Annotated in this window: 16 protein-coding genes; 2 read left to right on the top strand and 14 right to left on the bottom strand. The window is 38.7% G+C overall.

Going from position 1 to position 18,239, the window contains the following annotated elements:
• Positions 1–65: 65 nt before the first annotated feature.
• Positions 66–2,117 (bottom strand): acetate--CoA ligase, encoded by a 2,052-nt coding sequence (gene acs / locus FRZ67_RS14710; protein ID WP_225975343.1) that lies wholly within the window; start codon positions 2,115–2,117, stop codon positions 66–68.
• Between the two features lie 186 nt (positions 2,118–2,303).
• Here acs and gldA point away from each other — a divergent pair, with 186 nt between their 5' ends.
• Complete coding sequence (gene gldA / locus FRZ67_RS14705) at positions 2,304–3,215, top strand: gliding motility-associated ABC transporter ATP-binding subunit GldA (RefSeq protein WP_147190558.1); 912 nt, start codon at positions 2,304–2,306, stop codon at positions 3,213–3,215.
• Positions 3,216–3,217: 2 nt separating this feature from the next.
• Here gldA and plsY read toward each other — a convergent pair whose 3' ends face one another.
• The 9 genes from plsY to FRZ67_RS14660 all read right to left on the bottom strand — a co-directional run bounded on the left by plsY (position 3,218) and on the right by FRZ67_RS14660 (position 12,523).
• Positions 3,218–3,877, bottom strand: a complete 660-nt coding sequence (plsY, locus tag FRZ67_RS14700; RefSeq protein WP_147190556.1) for a glycerol-3-phosphate 1-O-acyltransferase PlsY — start codon at positions 3,875–3,877, stop codon at positions 3,218–3,220.
• A 76-nt stretch (positions 3,878–3,953) separates the two neighbouring features.
• Positions 3,954–4,772, bottom strand: a complete 819-nt coding sequence (gene prmA, locus FRZ67_RS14695) for a 50S ribosomal protein L11 methyltransferase (RefSeq protein WP_147190554.1) — start codon at positions 4,770–4,772, stop codon at positions 3,954–3,956.
• Between the two features lie 213 nt (positions 4,773–4,985).
• Positions 4,986–7,154: a polyribonucleotide nucleotidyltransferase gene (gene pnp / locus FRZ67_RS14690; protein WP_147190552.1), complete on the bottom strand. Its 2,169-nt coding sequence runs from the start codon at positions 7,152–7,154 to the stop codon at positions 4,986–4,988.
• 177 nt (positions 7,155–7,331) lie between these two features.
• On the bottom strand, positions 7,332–7,604 hold the full coding sequence (gene rpsO / locus FRZ67_RS14685) for a 30S ribosomal protein S15 (RefSeq protein WP_147190550.1): 273 nt from the start codon (positions 7,602–7,604) through the stop codon (positions 7,332–7,334).
• A gap of 275 nt (positions 7,605–7,879) precedes the next feature.
• Entirely contained in the window at positions 7,880–9,037 is a 1,158-nt protein-coding gene (locus FRZ67_RS14680) for a TlpA disulfide reductase family protein (protein ID WP_147190547.1), read from the bottom strand.
• A gap of 22 nt (positions 9,038–9,059) precedes the next feature.
• On the bottom strand, positions 9,060–10,505 hold the full coding sequence (gatB, locus tag FRZ67_RS14675) for an Asp-tRNA(Asn)/Glu-tRNA(Gln) amidotransferase subunit GatB (protein WP_147190546.1): 1,446 nt from the start codon (positions 10,503–10,505) through the stop codon (positions 9,060–9,062).
• Positions 10,506–10,596: 91 nt separating this feature from the next.
• Complete coding sequence (locus tag FRZ67_RS14670; RefSeq protein WP_147190544.1) at positions 10,597–11,145, bottom strand: AAA family ATPase; 549 nt, start codon at positions 11,143–11,145, stop codon at positions 10,597–10,599.
• Positions 11,138–11,794 carry a nicotinamide riboside transporter PnuC gene (pnuC, locus tag FRZ67_RS14665; protein WP_225975342.1) on the bottom strand — a complete coding sequence of 219 codons (657 nt, stop codon included), beginning with the start codon at positions 11,792–11,794 and terminating at the stop codon, positions 11,138–11,140. The genes FRZ67_RS14670 and pnuC overlap by 8 nt, the downstream gene beginning before the upstream one ends.
• A 129-nt stretch (positions 11,795–11,923) precedes the next feature.
• Complete coding sequence (locus tag FRZ67_RS14660; RefSeq protein WP_147190542.1) at positions 11,924–12,523, bottom strand: NifU family protein; 600 nt, start codon at positions 12,521–12,523, stop codon at positions 11,924–11,926.
• 234 nt (positions 12,524–12,757) lie between these two features.
• Here FRZ67_RS14660 and FRZ67_RS14655 point away from each other — a divergent pair, with 234 nt between their 5' ends.
• The gene (locus FRZ67_RS14655; RefSeq protein ID WP_147190540.1) at positions 12,758–13,108 is read left to right on the top strand and encodes an arsenate reductase family protein; all 351 of its coding nucleotides are present in this window, start codon (positions 12,758–12,760) and stop codon (positions 13,106–13,108) included.
• 82 nt (positions 13,109–13,190) lie between these two features.
• Here FRZ67_RS14655 and FRZ67_RS14650 read toward each other — a convergent pair whose 3' ends face one another.
• The 4 genes from FRZ67_RS14650 to FRZ67_RS14635 form a co-directional block, all read right to left on the bottom strand.
• Positions 13,191–15,326 (bottom strand): c-type cytochrome domain-containing protein, encoded by a 2,136-nt coding sequence (locus FRZ67_RS14650; protein ID WP_147190538.1) that lies wholly within the window; start codon positions 15,324–15,326, stop codon positions 13,191–13,193.
• A gap of 127 nt (positions 15,327–15,453) precedes the next feature.
• Positions 15,454–16,488, bottom strand: coding sequence for an NHL repeat-containing protein (locus FRZ67_RS14645; protein WP_147190536.1), 1,035 nt, complete (start codon positions 16,486–16,488; stop codon positions 15,454–15,456).
• A gap of 156 nt (positions 16,489–16,644) precedes the next feature.
• Positions 16,645–17,502, bottom strand: a complete 858-nt coding sequence (locus FRZ67_RS14640; protein ID WP_147190534.1) for an alpha/beta hydrolase family protein — start codon at positions 17,500–17,502, stop codon at positions 16,645–16,647.
• Positions 17,503–17,719: 217 nt separating this feature from the next.
• Complete coding sequence (locus FRZ67_RS14635) at positions 17,720–18,220, bottom strand: hypothetical protein (protein ID WP_147190532.1); 501 nt, start codon at positions 18,218–18,220, stop codon at positions 17,720–17,722.
• Positions 18,221–18,239 lie beyond the last annotated feature (19 nt).

The raw sequence follows: 18,239 nt of genomic DNA, 5'->3' as shown, positions 1-18,239 counted from the left end.
AGTTGATACACAAATAAAAAAATCCCGGAGTTTATGCAGGACTTCTATTTTATAGAATGATGCTACTATATTTTTCCATTCTTTATTTCTTCCACAACACCAGGATCGAGTAAGGTAGTCGTATCACCAAGGTTTTGCGTTTCACCTTCTGCAATTTTTCTTAGAATCCGGCGCATAATTTTACCGCTTCTTGTCTTGGGTAAACCACTTACAAACTGAATTTTATCTGGCTTCGCAATAGCACCAATAATGCGTGTAACAGTTTGCAAAATATCTTTTCTTCTCATTGCTTCGTCGCCATGTGATCCCTGGAAAATTACGTACGCATAAATGCCCTGGCCTTTTATATCATGCGGGTAACCAACCACCGCACTTTCAACAACACCTGCATGCATATTGATAGCATTCTCAACTTCTGCCGTACCAATACGGTGACCGCTTACATTCAACACATCATCAACACGACCGGTGATGCGATAATTACCTTCCTCATCTTTCAATGCGCCATCTCCGGTAAAATATAAATTTTCATACGTGCTGAAATAATTTTTTTTACAGCGTTCATGATCTCCATATGTTGTACGTATGGTTGAAGGCCATGGTGCTTTAATACAGAGATTTCCTTTATACAGCCCATCTTCTTTTTCTGTTACTTCTTTACCATTCTCATCTACAAGTATTGGCTGTACGCCGGGCATTGGAAGCGTTGCCCAGCTTGGTTTTGCCAGTGTTACACCCGCCAGGTTAGAAATAAGTATACCTCCTGTTTCGGTTTGCCACCACGTATCTACAATGGGACACTTTTTCTTGCCAATATGTTCATCATACCAGTGCCATGCTTCTTCATTAATGGGCTCACCAACTGTGCCCAGTATTTTTAATGAAGAAAGATTTTTCCCCTGCAATGGGCCTAGACCAAAACCCATTAAGCTTCTTATAGCTGTTGGCGCGGTGTAAAGAATGTTTACTTTGAATTTATCAATAATATCCCAGAATCTTCCTGCATCGGGCCATGTAGGAATGCCTTCAAACATCAGCGAAGTGCCGCCAGCGCTTAATGGACCATAAACAATGTAACTGTGTCCGGTGATCCAACCAATATCTGCAGTGCAGAAATGAATGTCTCCACGCTGGTATTGAAATACGTTTACAAAAGTATAATTGGTATAAACCATATAACCAGCACATGCATGCACAACACCTTTTGGTTTTCCTGTAGAACCTGAAGTATATAAAATGAATAACGGGTCTTCTGCATCCATTTCTTCTGCAGGACAATCAACCAGGCCAAGTGTTTCAACTTTCTTTACTTCATCTTCCCACCATACATCACGGCCTTTGATCATAGAAACCGCTGTTCTTGTTCTGGTGCAAACAATAACACGCTTTACTGTTCTGTTGCCAATCAATGCATCATCAATAACACTTTTCAGCGGAATATCTTTTGCACCACGATAAGCACCATCACAGGTTACAATATATTCCGCCTGCGCATCGTACAACCGATCTGCAATACTTTGTGCACTAAAGCCGCCAAATATTACAGAATGAATAGCACCAATTCTTGCACACGCTAACACAGCAATAGCAAGCTCCGGTATCATACCCATATAAATACAAACACGATCACCTTTTTTTACGCCATTGCTTTTAAGCACATTCGCAAACTGGCAAACCTTTGTATAAAGATCTTTGTAGGTAATTACGCGGTGATGTTCTTCCGGATCATTTGGTTCCCAGATAATAGCGGGTGTGTTGGCTAATGTTTTCAAATGCCTGTCGAGACAATTCTCCGTAATATTCAGTTTTGCACCTTTATACCATTCTATTTTTGGCTCTGTGAAATTCCACTCAAGCACTTTTTCCCACCTGCGTTTCCACTGAAAATAGCCGCCAATATTTCCCCAGAAAAGATCGGGGTTATCTACACTTTGTTTGTAAGCCTCTTTGTATTGTTCCAAAGATTTTATCTGGTAAGGATATGACATGTCAATCGTGTTATTTAAGGGGCTAAATTTACAACCAAAGTTTAATGGATGCGCATACTTGCTAAAACGTTTGTGATTTTTTTGGTTACAAACATTTGTTCTTTGGGCATCGCCTGTTGTGTCACTCACTTGTACGTTTTGCACAGATCTCAGCTATCAGGTATCAGCATTCAATGAGTCACGGATATTTAGCTTAAACCTGATTGCTGAAACCTATTCTTCTGTATAAGAGTGCGACGCAAGAAAAGCTTAATTTATATTCATGTGTATGGCTTCAAAAAATCTTCCTGTCTTTATACTTCTTATATTTGAATCATGTCAATCGTTGTAAACAGTTTACTTAAAACATACGGCGCACAGAAAGCAGTAAACAATATTTCGTTCTCTATTGAAAAAGGTGAGATTGTTGGTTTTCTTGGGCCGAATGGTGCAGGAAAAAGTACCACTATGAAGATCATTACCGGTTATCTTTTGCAGGATGCGGGTGATGCAAGTGTTTGTGATATTAATGTTATAAAGAGGCCGATTGAAGCAAAGAAAAAAATCGGCTACCTGCCCGAATCTAATCCATTGTATTACGACATGTACGTAAAAGAATATTTGTCTTTCGTAGCAGGAGTTTATGCTATTCCAAACAGAAAATCTGCAGTTGATAAAACAATTGAGCTTGTTGGATTAACACCTGAGAAACATAAAAAAATAGGGCAACTTTCAAAGGGCTACAAACAACGTGTCGGTCTTGCTGCTGCATTGCTTCATGATCCCGAAGTATTGATACTGGATGAACCCACAACAGGTCTCGATCCCAACCAGATCATTGAAATAAGAAATGTAATTAAAGAGCAAGGCAAGCATAAGACCGTATTATTCTCTTCGCATATTATGCAGGAAGTACAAGCCATTTGTGACCGGGTAATTATTATCAATAAAGGAGAACTGGTAGCAGATGATTCTGTAAATAACCTGCTTGGCAGAAAATATAAAAATGAAGTTGTTCTTGTTATAAAAGAAAATGTAGCGCAAAATATTTTTGAAAATATTCAGAACGTACAACAAAAAAATGAAAATACCTGGCATTTTACAACGGATGATCCTGAAAGTCTCAAAAGAAGATTAATGGAAATTTCTTTACAGAAAAATTTAAGTATCGTTTCGCTTAATAGCGCTGTTAACAATAATCTTGAGGAAATATTCAGAACACTTACTACAGCATCAGAACAAAATTAATTTTATCTGTTCCTTCTACGCTGTCTTCTTCTGTCCCGATGTTTGAGAATAGGCACTTTACTTTCTGTACCATTAAGAATGCGATTAATGTTTTTCTGGTGTGTAAGAATTACCAGCAATGCTACGGCTACGGAGAATATGCGATAGAGCGTAACATCATCATTAAATATGAAGAGTATAAAAATTGCGAATGAAATACCGGCTAATATCGAACTCAGCGAAACGAAACGGGTAAGATAAAGTACCAATAAAAAAACACCCACACAACAAACTGCAACAAGTGGTTGAATTGCTACGATCATACCAAACAGCGTAGCAACACCTTTACCACCTCTGAAGCCCGCCCATATAGGAAAGATATGGCCAATAACTGCAGCAAGACCAAGGCCGATCATCAGGTTTGTTCTGTCCCATTCATTATTGATGTTTGCGTAATAAGGAAGTAAAAAACAAAGTAATGCGGCAGCGATTCCTTTTGCCATATCAACGATCATCACAATGGTACCCCATTTAGAGCCAAGTACACGAAAAGTATTGGTAGCCCCGGCATTACCACTGCCATAATCGCGAATGTCTATTCCGAAAAATCTTTTGCTGACCCAAACCGCTGTGGGGATTGAACCAATCAAATAAGCCAATATTATGAGTAAAAATTCATTCATTGGTTAAAGTTGGAATGGCAAATATAAGGGACTATTATTTAAATAATAATCTATTAACATGTGCATTATTTAGAAATTAATTAAAAATCTGTACGCATATCCAATTATTTTTATGCGTCGTAGATATGTGATTGACGGCCAACGCTTTGATTGCTTGTAAAATATCTGATTCGTCTTCTTTTAATAACCCGCTCAATAATAATTGTCCGTTTTTATTTAAACGGCCAACAAGCAAAGAAATGTATGTAAGGATCACATTTTTATTGATGTTGGCGAGAATGATATCAAAATTGCTTTTTTCGCCTGGTTCCTTTTCCAACGAAATATCTATTAAGCTGCAATTATTTTTTTCAGCATTTTCCCTTGCGTTTTCAATGCTCCATTCATCATTGTCAATAGCAAAAATATATGCCGCACCAAGTTTTTCTGCAAGAATAGCAAGAATCCCTGTGCCTGTTCCAAAATCAAAAACATTTTTATTTTTAAAATCAATTTCTCTCATTTGTTGCATCATCAAAAAGGTTGTGGCATGATGCCCCGTTCCAAAGCTCATCTTTGGCGTAATGATGATCTCATACTGGACTTCTTTTACAGGTGCATGAAAATCAGCCCGTACAGCAACAAAATCATCCACAACTACAGGCTCAAAATTCTTTTCCCATTCTTCATTCCAGTTCTTTGAAACGATTGCTTCTATTGAATATTCCAACTTCATCGGCACCAGCATTGTTACAACTTCTTCATTAGAAAATTTATCTACTGTTGCAAAAGCTTTCAATGCATTTTCCGTTTCTTCAAACCCATCAAACCCTAATTCAGCAAGCTTTGCAACCAACAAGTCTGATTGTTCTGCAGAAACATTTTGAATCGTTACCTGGATATAATTTGTAGGCATTTTATTTTTTTTTCTTTTTGAACCGGGCTGTGGTTATTATGGCATCGCCTGTTGCGTCGCACTCTTGTAGGTTCCTTTCAATGTCCAGCGATGAACAAAACGTACAAGTGAGTGACACAACTAAAGTCAAATAGTATTGTTACAGCCAAGTACATAAAAATAAAAAGTCTGCAGAACTGGATTCCGCAGACTTTCAAGTATAATTATTAGTAATTAATTATTGTCCTGTCCACCTTCAGTCTGCGGTGCACGTTGCTGCTGACCTCCAGGGTTTGGCATCAACACTTTGCGACTTAGTTTGAACTTGCCTGTCTTGTGATCGATTCCAATCAATTTCACTTTCACAGTATCGCCTTCTTTCAAAACACCTTCAAGGCTGTCAAGACGTTTCCACGAAACTTCACTAATGTGCAACAACCCTTCTTTCTTTGGAAGAAACTCAACAAACGCACCATAAGGCTGAATGGTCTTTACTTTAGCTTCGTAAGTTTCGCCTACAGAAGGCACAGCAGTAATACCTTTGATCCAGTTTACTGCTTTATCAAGACCTTCTTTAGCAGGTGAGAAAATGCTTACTTCACCATAATTACCCACTTCTTCAATATTGATAGTAGCGCCAGTTTCTTTCTGGATCTCCTGTATCACCTTTCCTTGTGGTCCGATAACCGCTCCGATAAATTCTTTATCGATGAACAGTTTTTCCATACGTGGTGCATGAGGTTTTACCTCTGCACGGGCAGCAGGAATACATTCATACATCGCATCAAGAATATGCAAACGACCTTTGCGGGCCTGTTCCAATGCAGCACGCATCACATCCATACTTAAGCCATCTACTTTAATATCCATCTGCACACCACAGATACCATCACGTGTACCGGTAACTTTAAAGTCCATATCCCCAAGATGATCTTCATCACCAAGTATATCTGTAAGGATTGCGTATTTACCATCTTCTGCCCTGGTTATCAAACCCATTGCCACGCCACTTACGTGTTTTGGGATAGGTACACCTGCATCCATCAATGCCAGTGAGCCTGCGCAAACAGTTGCCATAGAAGACGAACCGTTTGACTCAAGTATATCGCTTACTACACGCACTGTGTAAGCATAATCATTACCCGGCATCATTTGTTTTAATGAACGCTGTGCAAGATTACCATGACCAACCTCGCGGCGGCTCTGGCCACGCATCATTTTTACTTCACCAGTGCTGAACGGAGGAAAATTATAATGTAGGAAAAATTTGGAATCAACAGATTTTGCAGCGCTTTCGATTAACAACTCATCTAATGGCGTACCGAAAGTTACGGTAGTCAAGGATTGTGTTTCACCACGGGTAAACAATGCAGAACCGTGTGGTGTTGGTAGCGGATCAACTTCCATAGCCAACGGGCGAACCTGATCTAATTGACGGCCGTCCAAACGGGTACGGTCATCAAGTATCATATGGCGAACTACTTCCCATTGAAGGTCTGCGTAATATTTCTTCGCTAATTTTTTATCCGTATCGGTAATATCTTCACCAAGACTAGCAATCAGTTCATCTTTCAATACACTGAAAGCATCACTACGGTCGTGCTTTGCAGTAGCACCTTTGGCTATTGCATAAATCTTATCTTTTGCAAAAGCTATTACCTGAGCTTTGAGTTCTTCGTTTTCTTCCGGTTTTTTATAATCACGTTTACCGGTAACACCTTTCTTTTCTCTCAGTTCATGTTGCGCTTTGATCTGTACACGAATAGCATCATGTGCCAGTTCCAACGCTTTTACCAGGTCTTCTTCGCTGCACTCTTTAGCCTCCCCTTCCACCATCATCAGGTTCTTTTCGGTAGCAGCAATGATGAATTCCATATCTGCTTTACCCAGTTCGGTGCGGGTTGGATTTACAATAAACTCTCCACCAATACGGGCTATACGTACTTCTGAAATAACTTCTTTAATAGGAATATCGCTTACAGCAAGGGCAGCAGATGCGGCTAAACAAGCCAGCGCATCAGGCATTACTTCCATATCGCTGGAAACAAGGCTGATCAATACCTGCACATCGCAAAAATAATCTTCGGGGAATAGCGGACGTAATGCACGGTCGATAAGACGACTGGTCAAGATTTCATAATCGTTTAAACGAGCCTCACGTTTAAAGAATGAGCCTGGAATACGCCCGGCAGCAGCAAATTTTTCCTGATAGTCCACACTCAAAGGAAAAAAATCCTGACCTTCTTTCGGATCTTTATTGGCAACAACGGTAGCTAATATTACACAATTGCCCTGACGAACAGTAACGGCACCATCGGCCTGGCGGGCAAGTTTGCCTGTTTCAATAATTACTTCTGCACCATTTGGCAGTTTGAAACCGGCCTGAATAGGTTGGGATAACATAAATCAATTTGAAGTTTGAGGATAATGATCACGTTTGCGCAAGGCAGGAATGGCAATTAAAGCGCTTCACGTAACCGTAAATAATGTGATAAGTAGCGAAAAAAAAGGCATGAATAGAAAAAACGATTCCCAACCGTTGTTATAATCAGTTGGGAATTGCTTTTACATATATTATAATTATTTCCTTAGACCTAATTTTTCGATCAATGAACGGTAGCCCTGCAGGTTATGTTTTTGCATATAAGCAAGGAGGCGCTTGCGCTGGCCAACCATTTTCATGAGGCCGCGGTGTGTTGAAAAATCTTTTTTGTTTGCTTGCAGGTGCTGGGAAATACCCGAAATGCGCTCAGTCAAAAGAGCAATCTGTCCTTCGATTGAACCGGTTTTCTCTGCTGTTCCGCCATAGTTAGCGAAGATTCCTGCACGTTTTTCTGTTGTTAAGTAAGGCATCTCAATAATTTTTAAAAGGCATCCAATTAGTTACATCTTTTTTTAGTGGCGGCAAAGGTAAAGAAAGATTTCTGATATTTTGAAATGAAAAACGATATTTTTTGGAACCCGGCAGTTGTACAAGTAGCATCCCTGTTGCGTCGCACTCTTGTATCTTTTGAAGAAAAAGCAACAGGAATGCACGTTCAAAAGCTTTGTTTAACATGGTTCTGAACCCTGAAGTGAGTGACACAACAGCAGATGCTATGAAAAGCCGCAGCTTACTAGCCAAAAATCTATTGTAATACTTCGGCAAGTTTTTGTTCCAATTCCGGGCCACGCAAAGAAGAAGCGATGATCTTACCACTTGGATCAAGCAATACATTAAATGGAATACCATTGAACTGATATGAAGCAACCGATTCATTCTGACCGCCATCCAGGCTGCTTATCTGTGACCAAACCAGGCCATCAGTTTTAATAGCTTCGAGCCATGCTTTTTTATCATCATCAAGTGAAATGCCCAATATTGTAAAATTTTTATCTTTGAATTTATTATAAGCTGCAACCACATTAGGGTTTTCTTTTCTGCATGGCTGGCACCAGCTTGCCCAGAAATCTACTAATACATACTTCCCTTTAAAACTGCTAAGACTTACAGGCTTGCCATTTGCATCGTTCATGGTTAACTCCGGAGCCTGTTTATTAAGTAGTGGGTAATTAGCTCCGGTTGGAGGCTCTGCACGTTGCGCTAATTCCTGGGCCAGCAAACTTTTAAAGATAGCAAGACCTGCATGCTCTTTAAACCGTTCAGAGGTAGTGCGTGTAAGTGAATCCAGTTCCGAAATATCAAGTACATTTCTTGAACCAGCAACTGTTAATGCATAGTAAGCAGCGGCAGGGCTTTTGGTGCTCATGATATATTTTTTGATGTACTCTTTTATATCAGTAGCCATTTTTGTTCCCTGCACCTGCATTACTGCCAACGTACTATCGTTGGGATTGATTTGGTATATCTTATTCATTTCTGTGAATACTACTCCTAATGCAGAATCTTTTGCACGGAAATCGTTCAAAAAATTGTAAACACTTTTAGTGGCGTCACTATTGGAAATATACGGTTCGCGGAAACCAGTACCAAGATTGGCGCTGATCTTTATATCATTATTATCATTAATGAAAAAAGAAACGGGTTGATGATCCAGTGTAATTATATATAATGACTGCTCTTTGGCAATGGCTTTAAGGCTATAACTGCCGTCGGTAGCTAGTTTGCCGGAATCTATAACTTTCGGTTCGGTATTATCATAAGGAACCTGCTCTAAAAAAATATTTTTAGACTTGCTGTTTTCAATTTTACCGCTGACAGTAAAATTTGTTCCGTCACCGCTTCCACTGCTGCAGGATGTAATTACTGCAGCGATCATGAGCACAAATGCGAATTGCTTTTTCATTATATCAGTTTATTCAGATTAGTTATTTTAGTTTTTCTTCCAGTAATTCTGTTACTTTTTTAGGGTCAGCTTTTCCTTTACTCATCTTCTTAACTTCTCCAACAAAAAGCCCAATCAAACCCTTCTTACCTTTTTTGTATTCTTTCACTTTATCCGGCATTCTTTCAATAGCAGTGTTTACCCATGTTTCCAATTCATTACTATCACTTACTTGTAAAAGATTTAATTCTGTGGCAAGTTCAAATGCAGATTTATGCTGATCTTTTATAAGCGCATGGAGCAGTTTTGTTGACGCAGCAGAAAAGCCAACCTTACCATCCTCCACCAATTTGATAAGCTCAGATAGTTGTACCGGTTGCAATGCAAATTCAGCAATAGTAAGTTTGCTTTCATTGAGGTAATGTCGCACAGGGCCATTCATCCAGTTCGCAACTGCTTTGTAATTAGCGGTATGCTCTATTACCGCATCAAAATAATCTGCATTTTCTTTATCATGACATAATTGTGCAGCGTCATATTCACTTAAACCTAAGCCCTTGTATTTTTCCATTAATGCATGCGGCAAAGCAGGCAAGCTATCACGAATAGATTTTATAAAAGATTCTTCTAACAAAAAGGGAGCAAGATCTGGTTCCGCAAAATAGCGGTAATCATTAGCTTCTTCTTTATCACGAATAGCAAATGTAGTATCGTTATTTGCATCAAAACTTCTTGTTTGTTGAGTAATGGAGCCACCTGCTTCTACCACTTCGATCATGCGTTCGACCTCAATTTCTATAGCACGTTTTACATTGCGGATAGAATTAAGATTCTTTACTTCTACTTTTGTTCCCAGCTTTGTTTCTCCTTTCAAACGGATGGAAACATTGGCATCACAACGTAAACTTCCTTCTTCCATGTTGCCATCACAGATATTTATCCAGCGCACCAGCCTTCTTACTTCGGTAACATATTGATAAGCTTCTTCCGCATTATGCAGGTCAGGTTCAGTAACAATTTCTATCAATGGCGTTCCTGCACGATTGAAATCCACACAGGTATAATCTTCATCCATATCATGAATGCTTTTGCCTGCATCTTCTTCCATGTGGATCCTGTTTAGCTGCACATTACGCTGACCATGTTCTGTTTTAATCATCACATAACCACCTTTACAAATAGGCGTTGTATGTTGTGATACCTGGTAACCTTTTGGTAAATCAGGATAGAAATAATTTTTGCGGGCAAAATAATTATACCGCTCAATTTCGCAGTTGCAGGCCAACCCCATTTTAATTGCATATTCAACTGCTTTCTTATTGGTTTTCGGCAAAGTGCCCGGATGCCCTAAAGTGATCGGGCTTACATGTGTATTAGGTTCGGCGCCAAAAGCCACACTGTCTCCACAAAACAATTTGCTTTTCGTAGCCAGTTGCGCATGCACTTCAAGACCAATTACCGCCTCATATTTATCTGATGGGATGCTCATAAAATTGCTGCAAAAGTAATATAGCAGGCTGTTATGAAAGTGATATTTTTTGGGAGACGGGCTTTTGATATTCTATGGCAGCTGCGTTGTGTCACTCACTTGTACGTCCGGTTAGCATAGCATCAACAGCAACTATTGCTTTTTCAAGCCTTTGTTCATAATCTCCGCTAATATCGATCCATGGTGTTTGCTGGTTGATCATGATGTCTTTATATATCTGGTATAATTCCTTACGTGGCTCTTCATTGGGATATTCCCGCAATTCATCTGCTACCCAGAGAAGATCAATATTGCAAAACAAATAGAGATCATATTTTCTTGCTACAATCTCATCCAATATAAACTGGTGACATTTTCCAAAAACGTACTCGCACCAAACCTTCATTACATACATGTCTGTGTCAATGAAGATTTCAGATTGCCGATTGCGGATTGCAGATTGTATTGTTTGCTCTTCTAAAGAAAGTTGCCCTTTTGCAATGGTAAGCAAATCATCAAAGTTGTAAGCAGTGCCATGCTTCAGTAAATATTCACGTGCATATTCAGCGCACCAAACAGTTTTATAATGTGCTGCAAGTTGCTCACATAAGGTACTCTTACCAGTGCTTTCCGGACCTATAATGACAATTTTTTTAAGCATGTGCAGGCTTTATTTTTTTGATCCAGGTTATCAAGCCCATTACTGCCAGCACTAAAAATACAACGTATTGTACACTGGTGAAAACAGCTCCTTTATAAAAATAAAGCGGTATAGATACAAGGTTGGTAATGATCCACCAAATCCAGTTCTCTACTTTTTTTCTTGCCATTTGCCACATACCTGTATAAGCCGCTGCAGAGGCAAAAGAATCTCCCCATGGCACAGTGCTGTTGGTATGATTTTTTAAAATATAATACAAGGCTATCCAGCTTATTATAAAAAAAGAAACACTGATCAGCCAGTCTTTTTTATTATTCCATGTTATGGGAATAACCTTGCCTTCTTTCTTTCTCGTCCACACATACCAGCCATAAATACTCATTACCGTATAATAAAAATTCAGGCTGCCTTCTGCATATAAATTCCACCAGGAAAAACAAAACCAGGTATATAAAACAGTATTAATTATGCCAGTTGGATAAACAAGAATATTCTCCATTCTTGAAAAAAGTACACTGGCAATACCAAAGAAAACCGCCACGTATTCAAGCCATGTAGTAGTTTTCATTCCGTCTATAAACTCCTGAGTAATTTGTTCCAAACTCATGGCGTGAAGATACGTTGCAGAATGATTTATTTCTGCCGACATGAAATACAATTGTACAAGTGTGCGACGCAAGAGAAGATGCCATGAATTAAATAGTGCCGGGCTAAAAAAGTTAGACAAAAAAGCCCCGCATTACTGCAGGGCTAATAGTATATTCATAGAAATAATATTTTATTCCGCTTCTGCTACTACTTCTTTTACTTCGGGTATCATTCGTTTCATCATGCCTTCTATACCTGCTTTCAGTGTTATCATAGAAGACGGGCAACCACTGCAACTTCCCTGCAGCATAAGGTTTACCACACCTGCATCATAACTTTTGAATTGTATGGCACCGCCATCCATTTCCACCGCGGGTCGTACGTAATTATCCAGCAATTCTTTTATACGTTTTACCACATCATCATCATCCGCATCAACGGTATTGGTAGCTTCCTGTTTTATCTTGGCCACTTCTTCTTCATTTACCACGGGGCCGCCGTTTTCAAGATAATCTTTCAAAAATTGTTTCACAGATGGTATCACATCCTGCCAGTCTTCTGTTTCAGCAGTTCTTGTAAGTGTTACAAAATTGCTGGCGATGAACACACTTTTTATAAAAGGAAAACTAAATAATTCTTTTGCCAGGGGCGATGGTGCAGCGGTTGTCTCATCAGGAAAATCAATACTCTTTCCCGGATAGAGCAACTTGTTGGCCACAAACTTCATGGTTTCCGGGTTAGGCGTCATTTCTGTATAAATGCTAATTACCGGGTTGCCTGTTTTGATCATATCACACTTTTTTGTTGTTCCTTTTAAGAAATTTAATGAGCCCGGCTTTTGTAAAAACGGGCATCGTCCCTTGCGTCGCACACTTGTACAATTTGTACATAGTGCGGCTAAGAGAAGGGCAAAAATAATGCAACAGTGCTGTTTTCTGTTTACGAATGAAGAAAAGAACCAAAAACTCAGCCATACCGGTCAACATTTTAAGCTCATTCTTTGTTCTTTTGCAAAAACTTGTACATGAAGAAGATTTATCATCTCAGTACGTGTGATACCACACAAAATATTTTAAAAGAAGTAGAAGCAGTAAAAAAAAGTGCAGACCTGCAGGACATAAAAACAGAAAAAATAACTCCTGCTCAATTGGATGAAATGAAAAAACTAGCAGGTAGTTATGAAGCATTGTTTAGTCGCCGTGCTTTAAAATACAGAAGCATGGGTTTAAATGAAAAGAAACTTACGGAAAAAGACTACCGCAACCTGATACTGGAAGAATACACATTTCTTAAAAGACCTGTCGCTATTGTTAACAACAAAATATTTATTGGCAATACAAAAGCGGTTGTTGCAGAGTTAAAGAAAGCGTTGTAGTTAATTGTTTAATTGAAAGAAGAACCCTGAAGTGAGTGACACAACAGCCGATGCCATTATAGTTGAAGCTTGTTCCATAAAATTAATTCACAAAAATCTCATCAATAAAGAACCAGCCTTTATCTCCTTTACCCCGGTGCCATGCCGGCAAAACCCTTACTGCATCAGCTTTTACGCGGATATATTTTACTTCTGTTGCCGGGAAACTGCAATCGTAGCCGCGCAGGTACCCAGCTTCTGTTTTATTTGGTTGCTGCGGCGTAATGCGGCTTAGTAATTTTAAATGATTGGTGTCTGTTCCACCCCACACTTCTATTGATTGTGCAGGCATTATATAGGCATCGATATCGATCAGCGTGCTGATGGTTACTGTCTTTGCTTTTACAGGTTGATTGAAGCGCATGGTTGCAACCATTTGTTTTCCCTGGAACCCGATCCACTTAAATGTTCGTGAACTAAGATCTCCCTTTTCATGATCGGTCAATGATTTTGCGCCATCTGCTTTATAGAGATAATCACCTTCCGATGATAAGTAAATAGAATCCGGTGTGTAAGTTGATCTGTAAAACCATGCCTGCAATATGTCGCTGCTGATCCATCCTTTCTTAAACGCTTTCGCTTTTAGCAATGCAGTAGTATCAATAATGGTGTTATTTGCATAAACAGGAGAATTGATGCTGTCAGGGTCTTTGCCGTCAAGCGTATATCTTATTGTTGTTCCGTTAATGTAGTGTTTCAGTTGCAATGCAAGCGGGCTTGTTAACACCTGCGTTTCGTTTTGCAAAATGGGTGGCGTTAGTTTCATTACAACGGTGTCGCTGTAAAACCCTGTCTGTACTATATAATTGGCTTTTATTTTTTTTGCCGCTTCCTCTGTAATTGAAGTGTTCCAAACGTAAACATCTTTGAGTTTTGGAAATGAGTGCAGCACATCAAGATCATTGAGCTTAACGTCTGTTCCCGATAAAGAAAGTTCTTTTAGATTAGCGAGCTTATTTAACTGTCCAATGGATTTGCCTGTGATTTTTGAAAAATTCAAATTCAATTTTCTAAGGTTGATGAATTGTGCAAGTGTTGCAACATCTTCATCTGTTGCAGGCATATGCGCAAGATTGATGGAAACAATTTGTTCTTTCAGTTTCAACAGTTCTTTTAAAGATTGTGCTGTATAATTTTGACTGTTATAAAAATCAACCGAAAGCGCAGGTGAATTCAATGCAAGTGGAACAATAACGCGATTGTTATTCGAAAGTTGCTGAATCATTTTTTCATCTGCTGCGGCAAAATCATATTGCTCTTCCACATTGGTTTTAAAGATTGCCAACGCCATCATGCGCAAAGTATCCGCAGCAGGCAGGTCTGTAACTTTCGTGGTGAAATTTGAGCCGTCTTTCAACCAGTAATACAAGATGTTCATTTCTTCCTGGCTTAGCTGTGGCTTGCCTTGCGGCGGCATGTGTTTTTCATCTTCTTCGGGTAAATGAATTCTTTTTAGTAAAAGGCCCGCATCAACATTTGTTGAATCCCACAACTTACCATCTTTACCACCTTTCAATATTAGTGCAGGCGACTCCATTATCAATTCACCTTTTGCTTTCTTGCTGTTGTGGCAACTAATACATTTAGATTGTAATATTGGTTGCACCATATCTGTAAATACAACTGCATCTTCCAGCGCTACTTGTCTTGGCTCCTGTTTTGGCAGTACAGGTGCAATCAAATAATTCTCTCCGTGTGTAATACCTGCACCAAGATCACCGGTAATTAACAGCAATGCAAATACAACTAAACTCATAATTGCATTGGCAAGTTTTATTTTATCAAACTTTTTTACAGCTACACACCATATAAATGAAACAAAAGAAAGCGATACACCTGTGTATTTATGAAATGCCAGCGCATCGGGGTCATAGCCTTCTTCTTTTGATAAAAGCAACCCAAACAATGCAGTAACAGCAGCAGATAAGGCTGCGGCAAACAATAATATTTCTGCAATACTCTTCGATTGTTCCGTTTGAAATTTTCTTATAAACCACAATTGCCAAAGAATATAAAGTACCAATAACACTACCGGGAAGTGTAATATCAAAGGGTGCATGCGACCAAATACCTGCACCCATGCAGACACTGCAATGTGGCTATAAAACAAAAGCAAAAACAATAAAAGACAATTGAAAAATAATGTGGCGTTGAAAAGTATATTCCTGGTCCTTTGCATTATGGCTGAAAAAATTTATTGCTTTATATAGTAAGCTTGTTATTTTATGTTGAATATATTATCTACAGTACAAGAGTGCGACGCAAGTAAAGCATTATAGCATTGCAACAGTTGGGTTCATAAAAAATTATACAACCGGCATAAGTTTATACGGATAAACATTGCCGCTGTTCCATTGCGCCACATACATATTTTGATCATCATCTATGCATACATCGTGCGGGTATTGAAACACTGCATCAGTTTGCTGCATCTCTGCAAGTGTGCCATTATTATAAACAGGTTCTGTACCGGCAAGATTCGACACTACCTTGAAATCCTTATCCAGCACGGTTATAAAGCCTGATTGCTTCCACAACTTTGCATTGCTCTGCAAAACGGCGGCGTATAAATGATCTCCGTTTATAACAGGTCTGCAGACCCATGCTCCGGGCATTGCAATTGTGTTAAGATATTTTCCTTCCATGGTATAACGCTTGAAAGCATTCTGCTGACGCGATGTTACAATAAGCGTTGGATTATTTTTATCACGGGAATCTATGCACACACCATGCGCATTCAATAAATGTGCATCAGTATTTCCGCGCCCACCAAAGTGACGAATGTATTTTCCCTTGCTGTCGTACTGAATTACAAAATCTTTCCCGTAACCATCGGCAACATAAATATCGCCGTTTGCTGCAATAGCAGTTTCTGTTGGAATATATTCATCTGCTTTTGTGTACTGGCCAGTTTCTACAGGATAATCCAATGTCATCAACACTCTTCCATCAAGTGTTGTTTTAATAACCTGGTGACGATTGTTATCGCAGATAAACAAAACTTCTGTTCCATTCTCATTGAACAATGTTAGTCCATGTGCACCCGGGTATTCTTTGCCCCATGTTGTTAAAAGCTTACCAGACTTACTATAAATGATAACATTGTTATGCGTTTCATTGGTAAGTAAAATAATGCGTCCCTGGCTGTCCTGCACCATTTCGTGGCAATCTTTTACAGGGTATTGCGCAAAGTCGAGCTTACCCCAGTTGGTATCAAGCTTATAACGTTTGTTGTTGTGACCAAGAATAATATCTCCACCTTTTGCTGCACGTGCCGATGCACCAATGGCCATAGCAGAAGCAGCAAATGTTGACTGTTTAATGAAATTACGGCGTTGCAATGTGTTAGAATTTTTTTGAAATTACGGCATTTAGTTTATCCGCAAGTCAATTGCTAATTTTCTCTGTAAGCGGGGTAATTTTTTTGAACTAAGCTGCAGGAATACTATTAAGCTTTTGTTGCGTCGCACACTTGTACGATACTTACATTATTCACCTTATTTATTAAGAAATGAAAGCACAAGTTTTATAAGTGCAACTCTTTTATTGGTAAAAGGATGATCTGTATCCCAAACTTCGTAATCGAAGTAATTTTTATTTTCTGCTTTTAAAGCTTCCGCAGTTTCTTTATTGCCATTGTGTTCATCAAGCATGATGATTTGCTTACCTGCCAATGCTTTACCATCATTTGCAAGATTGTAGAATTGCTTGTTGTTCCACACAGGTTTAAATATTTCAGCAATTGGAGTATTTAATACAAAATAATCACCACCATTTGCTTTTTCTTTGGCAACAAATTCTGATTCTGATTTTACATCTTTGGTGTCGTCGTAAATATTCCATGCAGATAACGCAAAGCCTTTTTTAATACCAGGCAATCTTTGTAATGCTTTTAAACAAACCCAACCACCCATGCTATGCCCAAACAATACAATATTGGAAGTATCGATCTGTAGAGAGTCGCTGTATTTTTTGCAAAAGCTTACTACATTCACTACATCCTGCACGCAATTTTCGAAACTGAAATTTCCCTGGCTGCCCCATGAACCACGATAATTAAAATAAATAACATTCCATCTACGGGCTCTTGCAACCTGTGCCAGATCAAGGTTTCGTTCATTGCCCGGGTAACCATGCAGCAATAATAGCAATGGATGTTTTTGCGCACCATTCGCTTTGTACATAAAACCCTGCAATAAACTTTTGTCTGATGGTATATTCAGTTCTATCTGCGATGCACTGGAAGTTTGATCCCATTCAATATCTTTAAGAACAAGTGTGTCGTTCTGCGTTTGAGCAAAACTGCAATTGAAAAATAAAACAGCAAATATTGTTGTTACTAGAAACTTCATCATGAAATTGATTGATTATTGAAAGATTTGCTAAATATAATTATTCAAATCAATTTCTTTAATACAAATAGATGAGTTGAATTAACTGATGTATTACAAGTGAGTGACACAACAACCGATACCATGAAAAACGTCGTTACGCCGCACTCTTGTGTTGTTGGGAAGGTATAGGGCTGTTGAGCGTAAATTATTACAAAGGACCTCTTGTTAACGTCATATACTAATTTTTCTTCTTAAAAAGATAGCCATTTATTAATAGTCCGTTACTTCTTATAACTGCAGTCATTTTTTTGCGCTGCTCAATTTCTTCAAATTGTCCGTTATCCAACTTTTTTACTTCGTGGGGACAATAATCGCAATGATCCATTTTAAAATCAATAGTTATTATACTGTCTTCAGTTTTATAAATTCCATTATAATAATAAAATGCCCCATCAGAAGTAGAAAAGGAGGTGTCTTTTTTATAAATTGAAATTGGATTTTGTTCAAGAAATATACTGTCGCTTTCAATTGTTAAATAACTTAAATGATACCATTTCCGATTTGGTTTTGAAGGATCCTCATAACATTCTTTTTTTCCAAAGCTGTCTACCAAACACATTTCTTCCAATCCTATATAAACTCCATTCAAAGCACCAACAATTGTGTCTTTGATAAAATCTTGTGTGATTTCAGGAGCGTCAGATTTTGTTGAGCAGGAGTTATAAATAACAAATGTCACAAAACATATTATTGATATT

Origin of the sequence: Panacibacter ginsenosidivorans, assembly GCF_007971225.1 — a bacterium.
GTDB lineage: Bacteria > Bacteroidota > Bacteroidia > Chitinophagales > Chitinophagaceae > Panacibacter > Panacibacter ginsenosidivorans.
The sequence above is the reverse complement of the archived record's forward strand: the minus strand, read 5'-3'. Positions and strand labels throughout refer to the sequence as shown.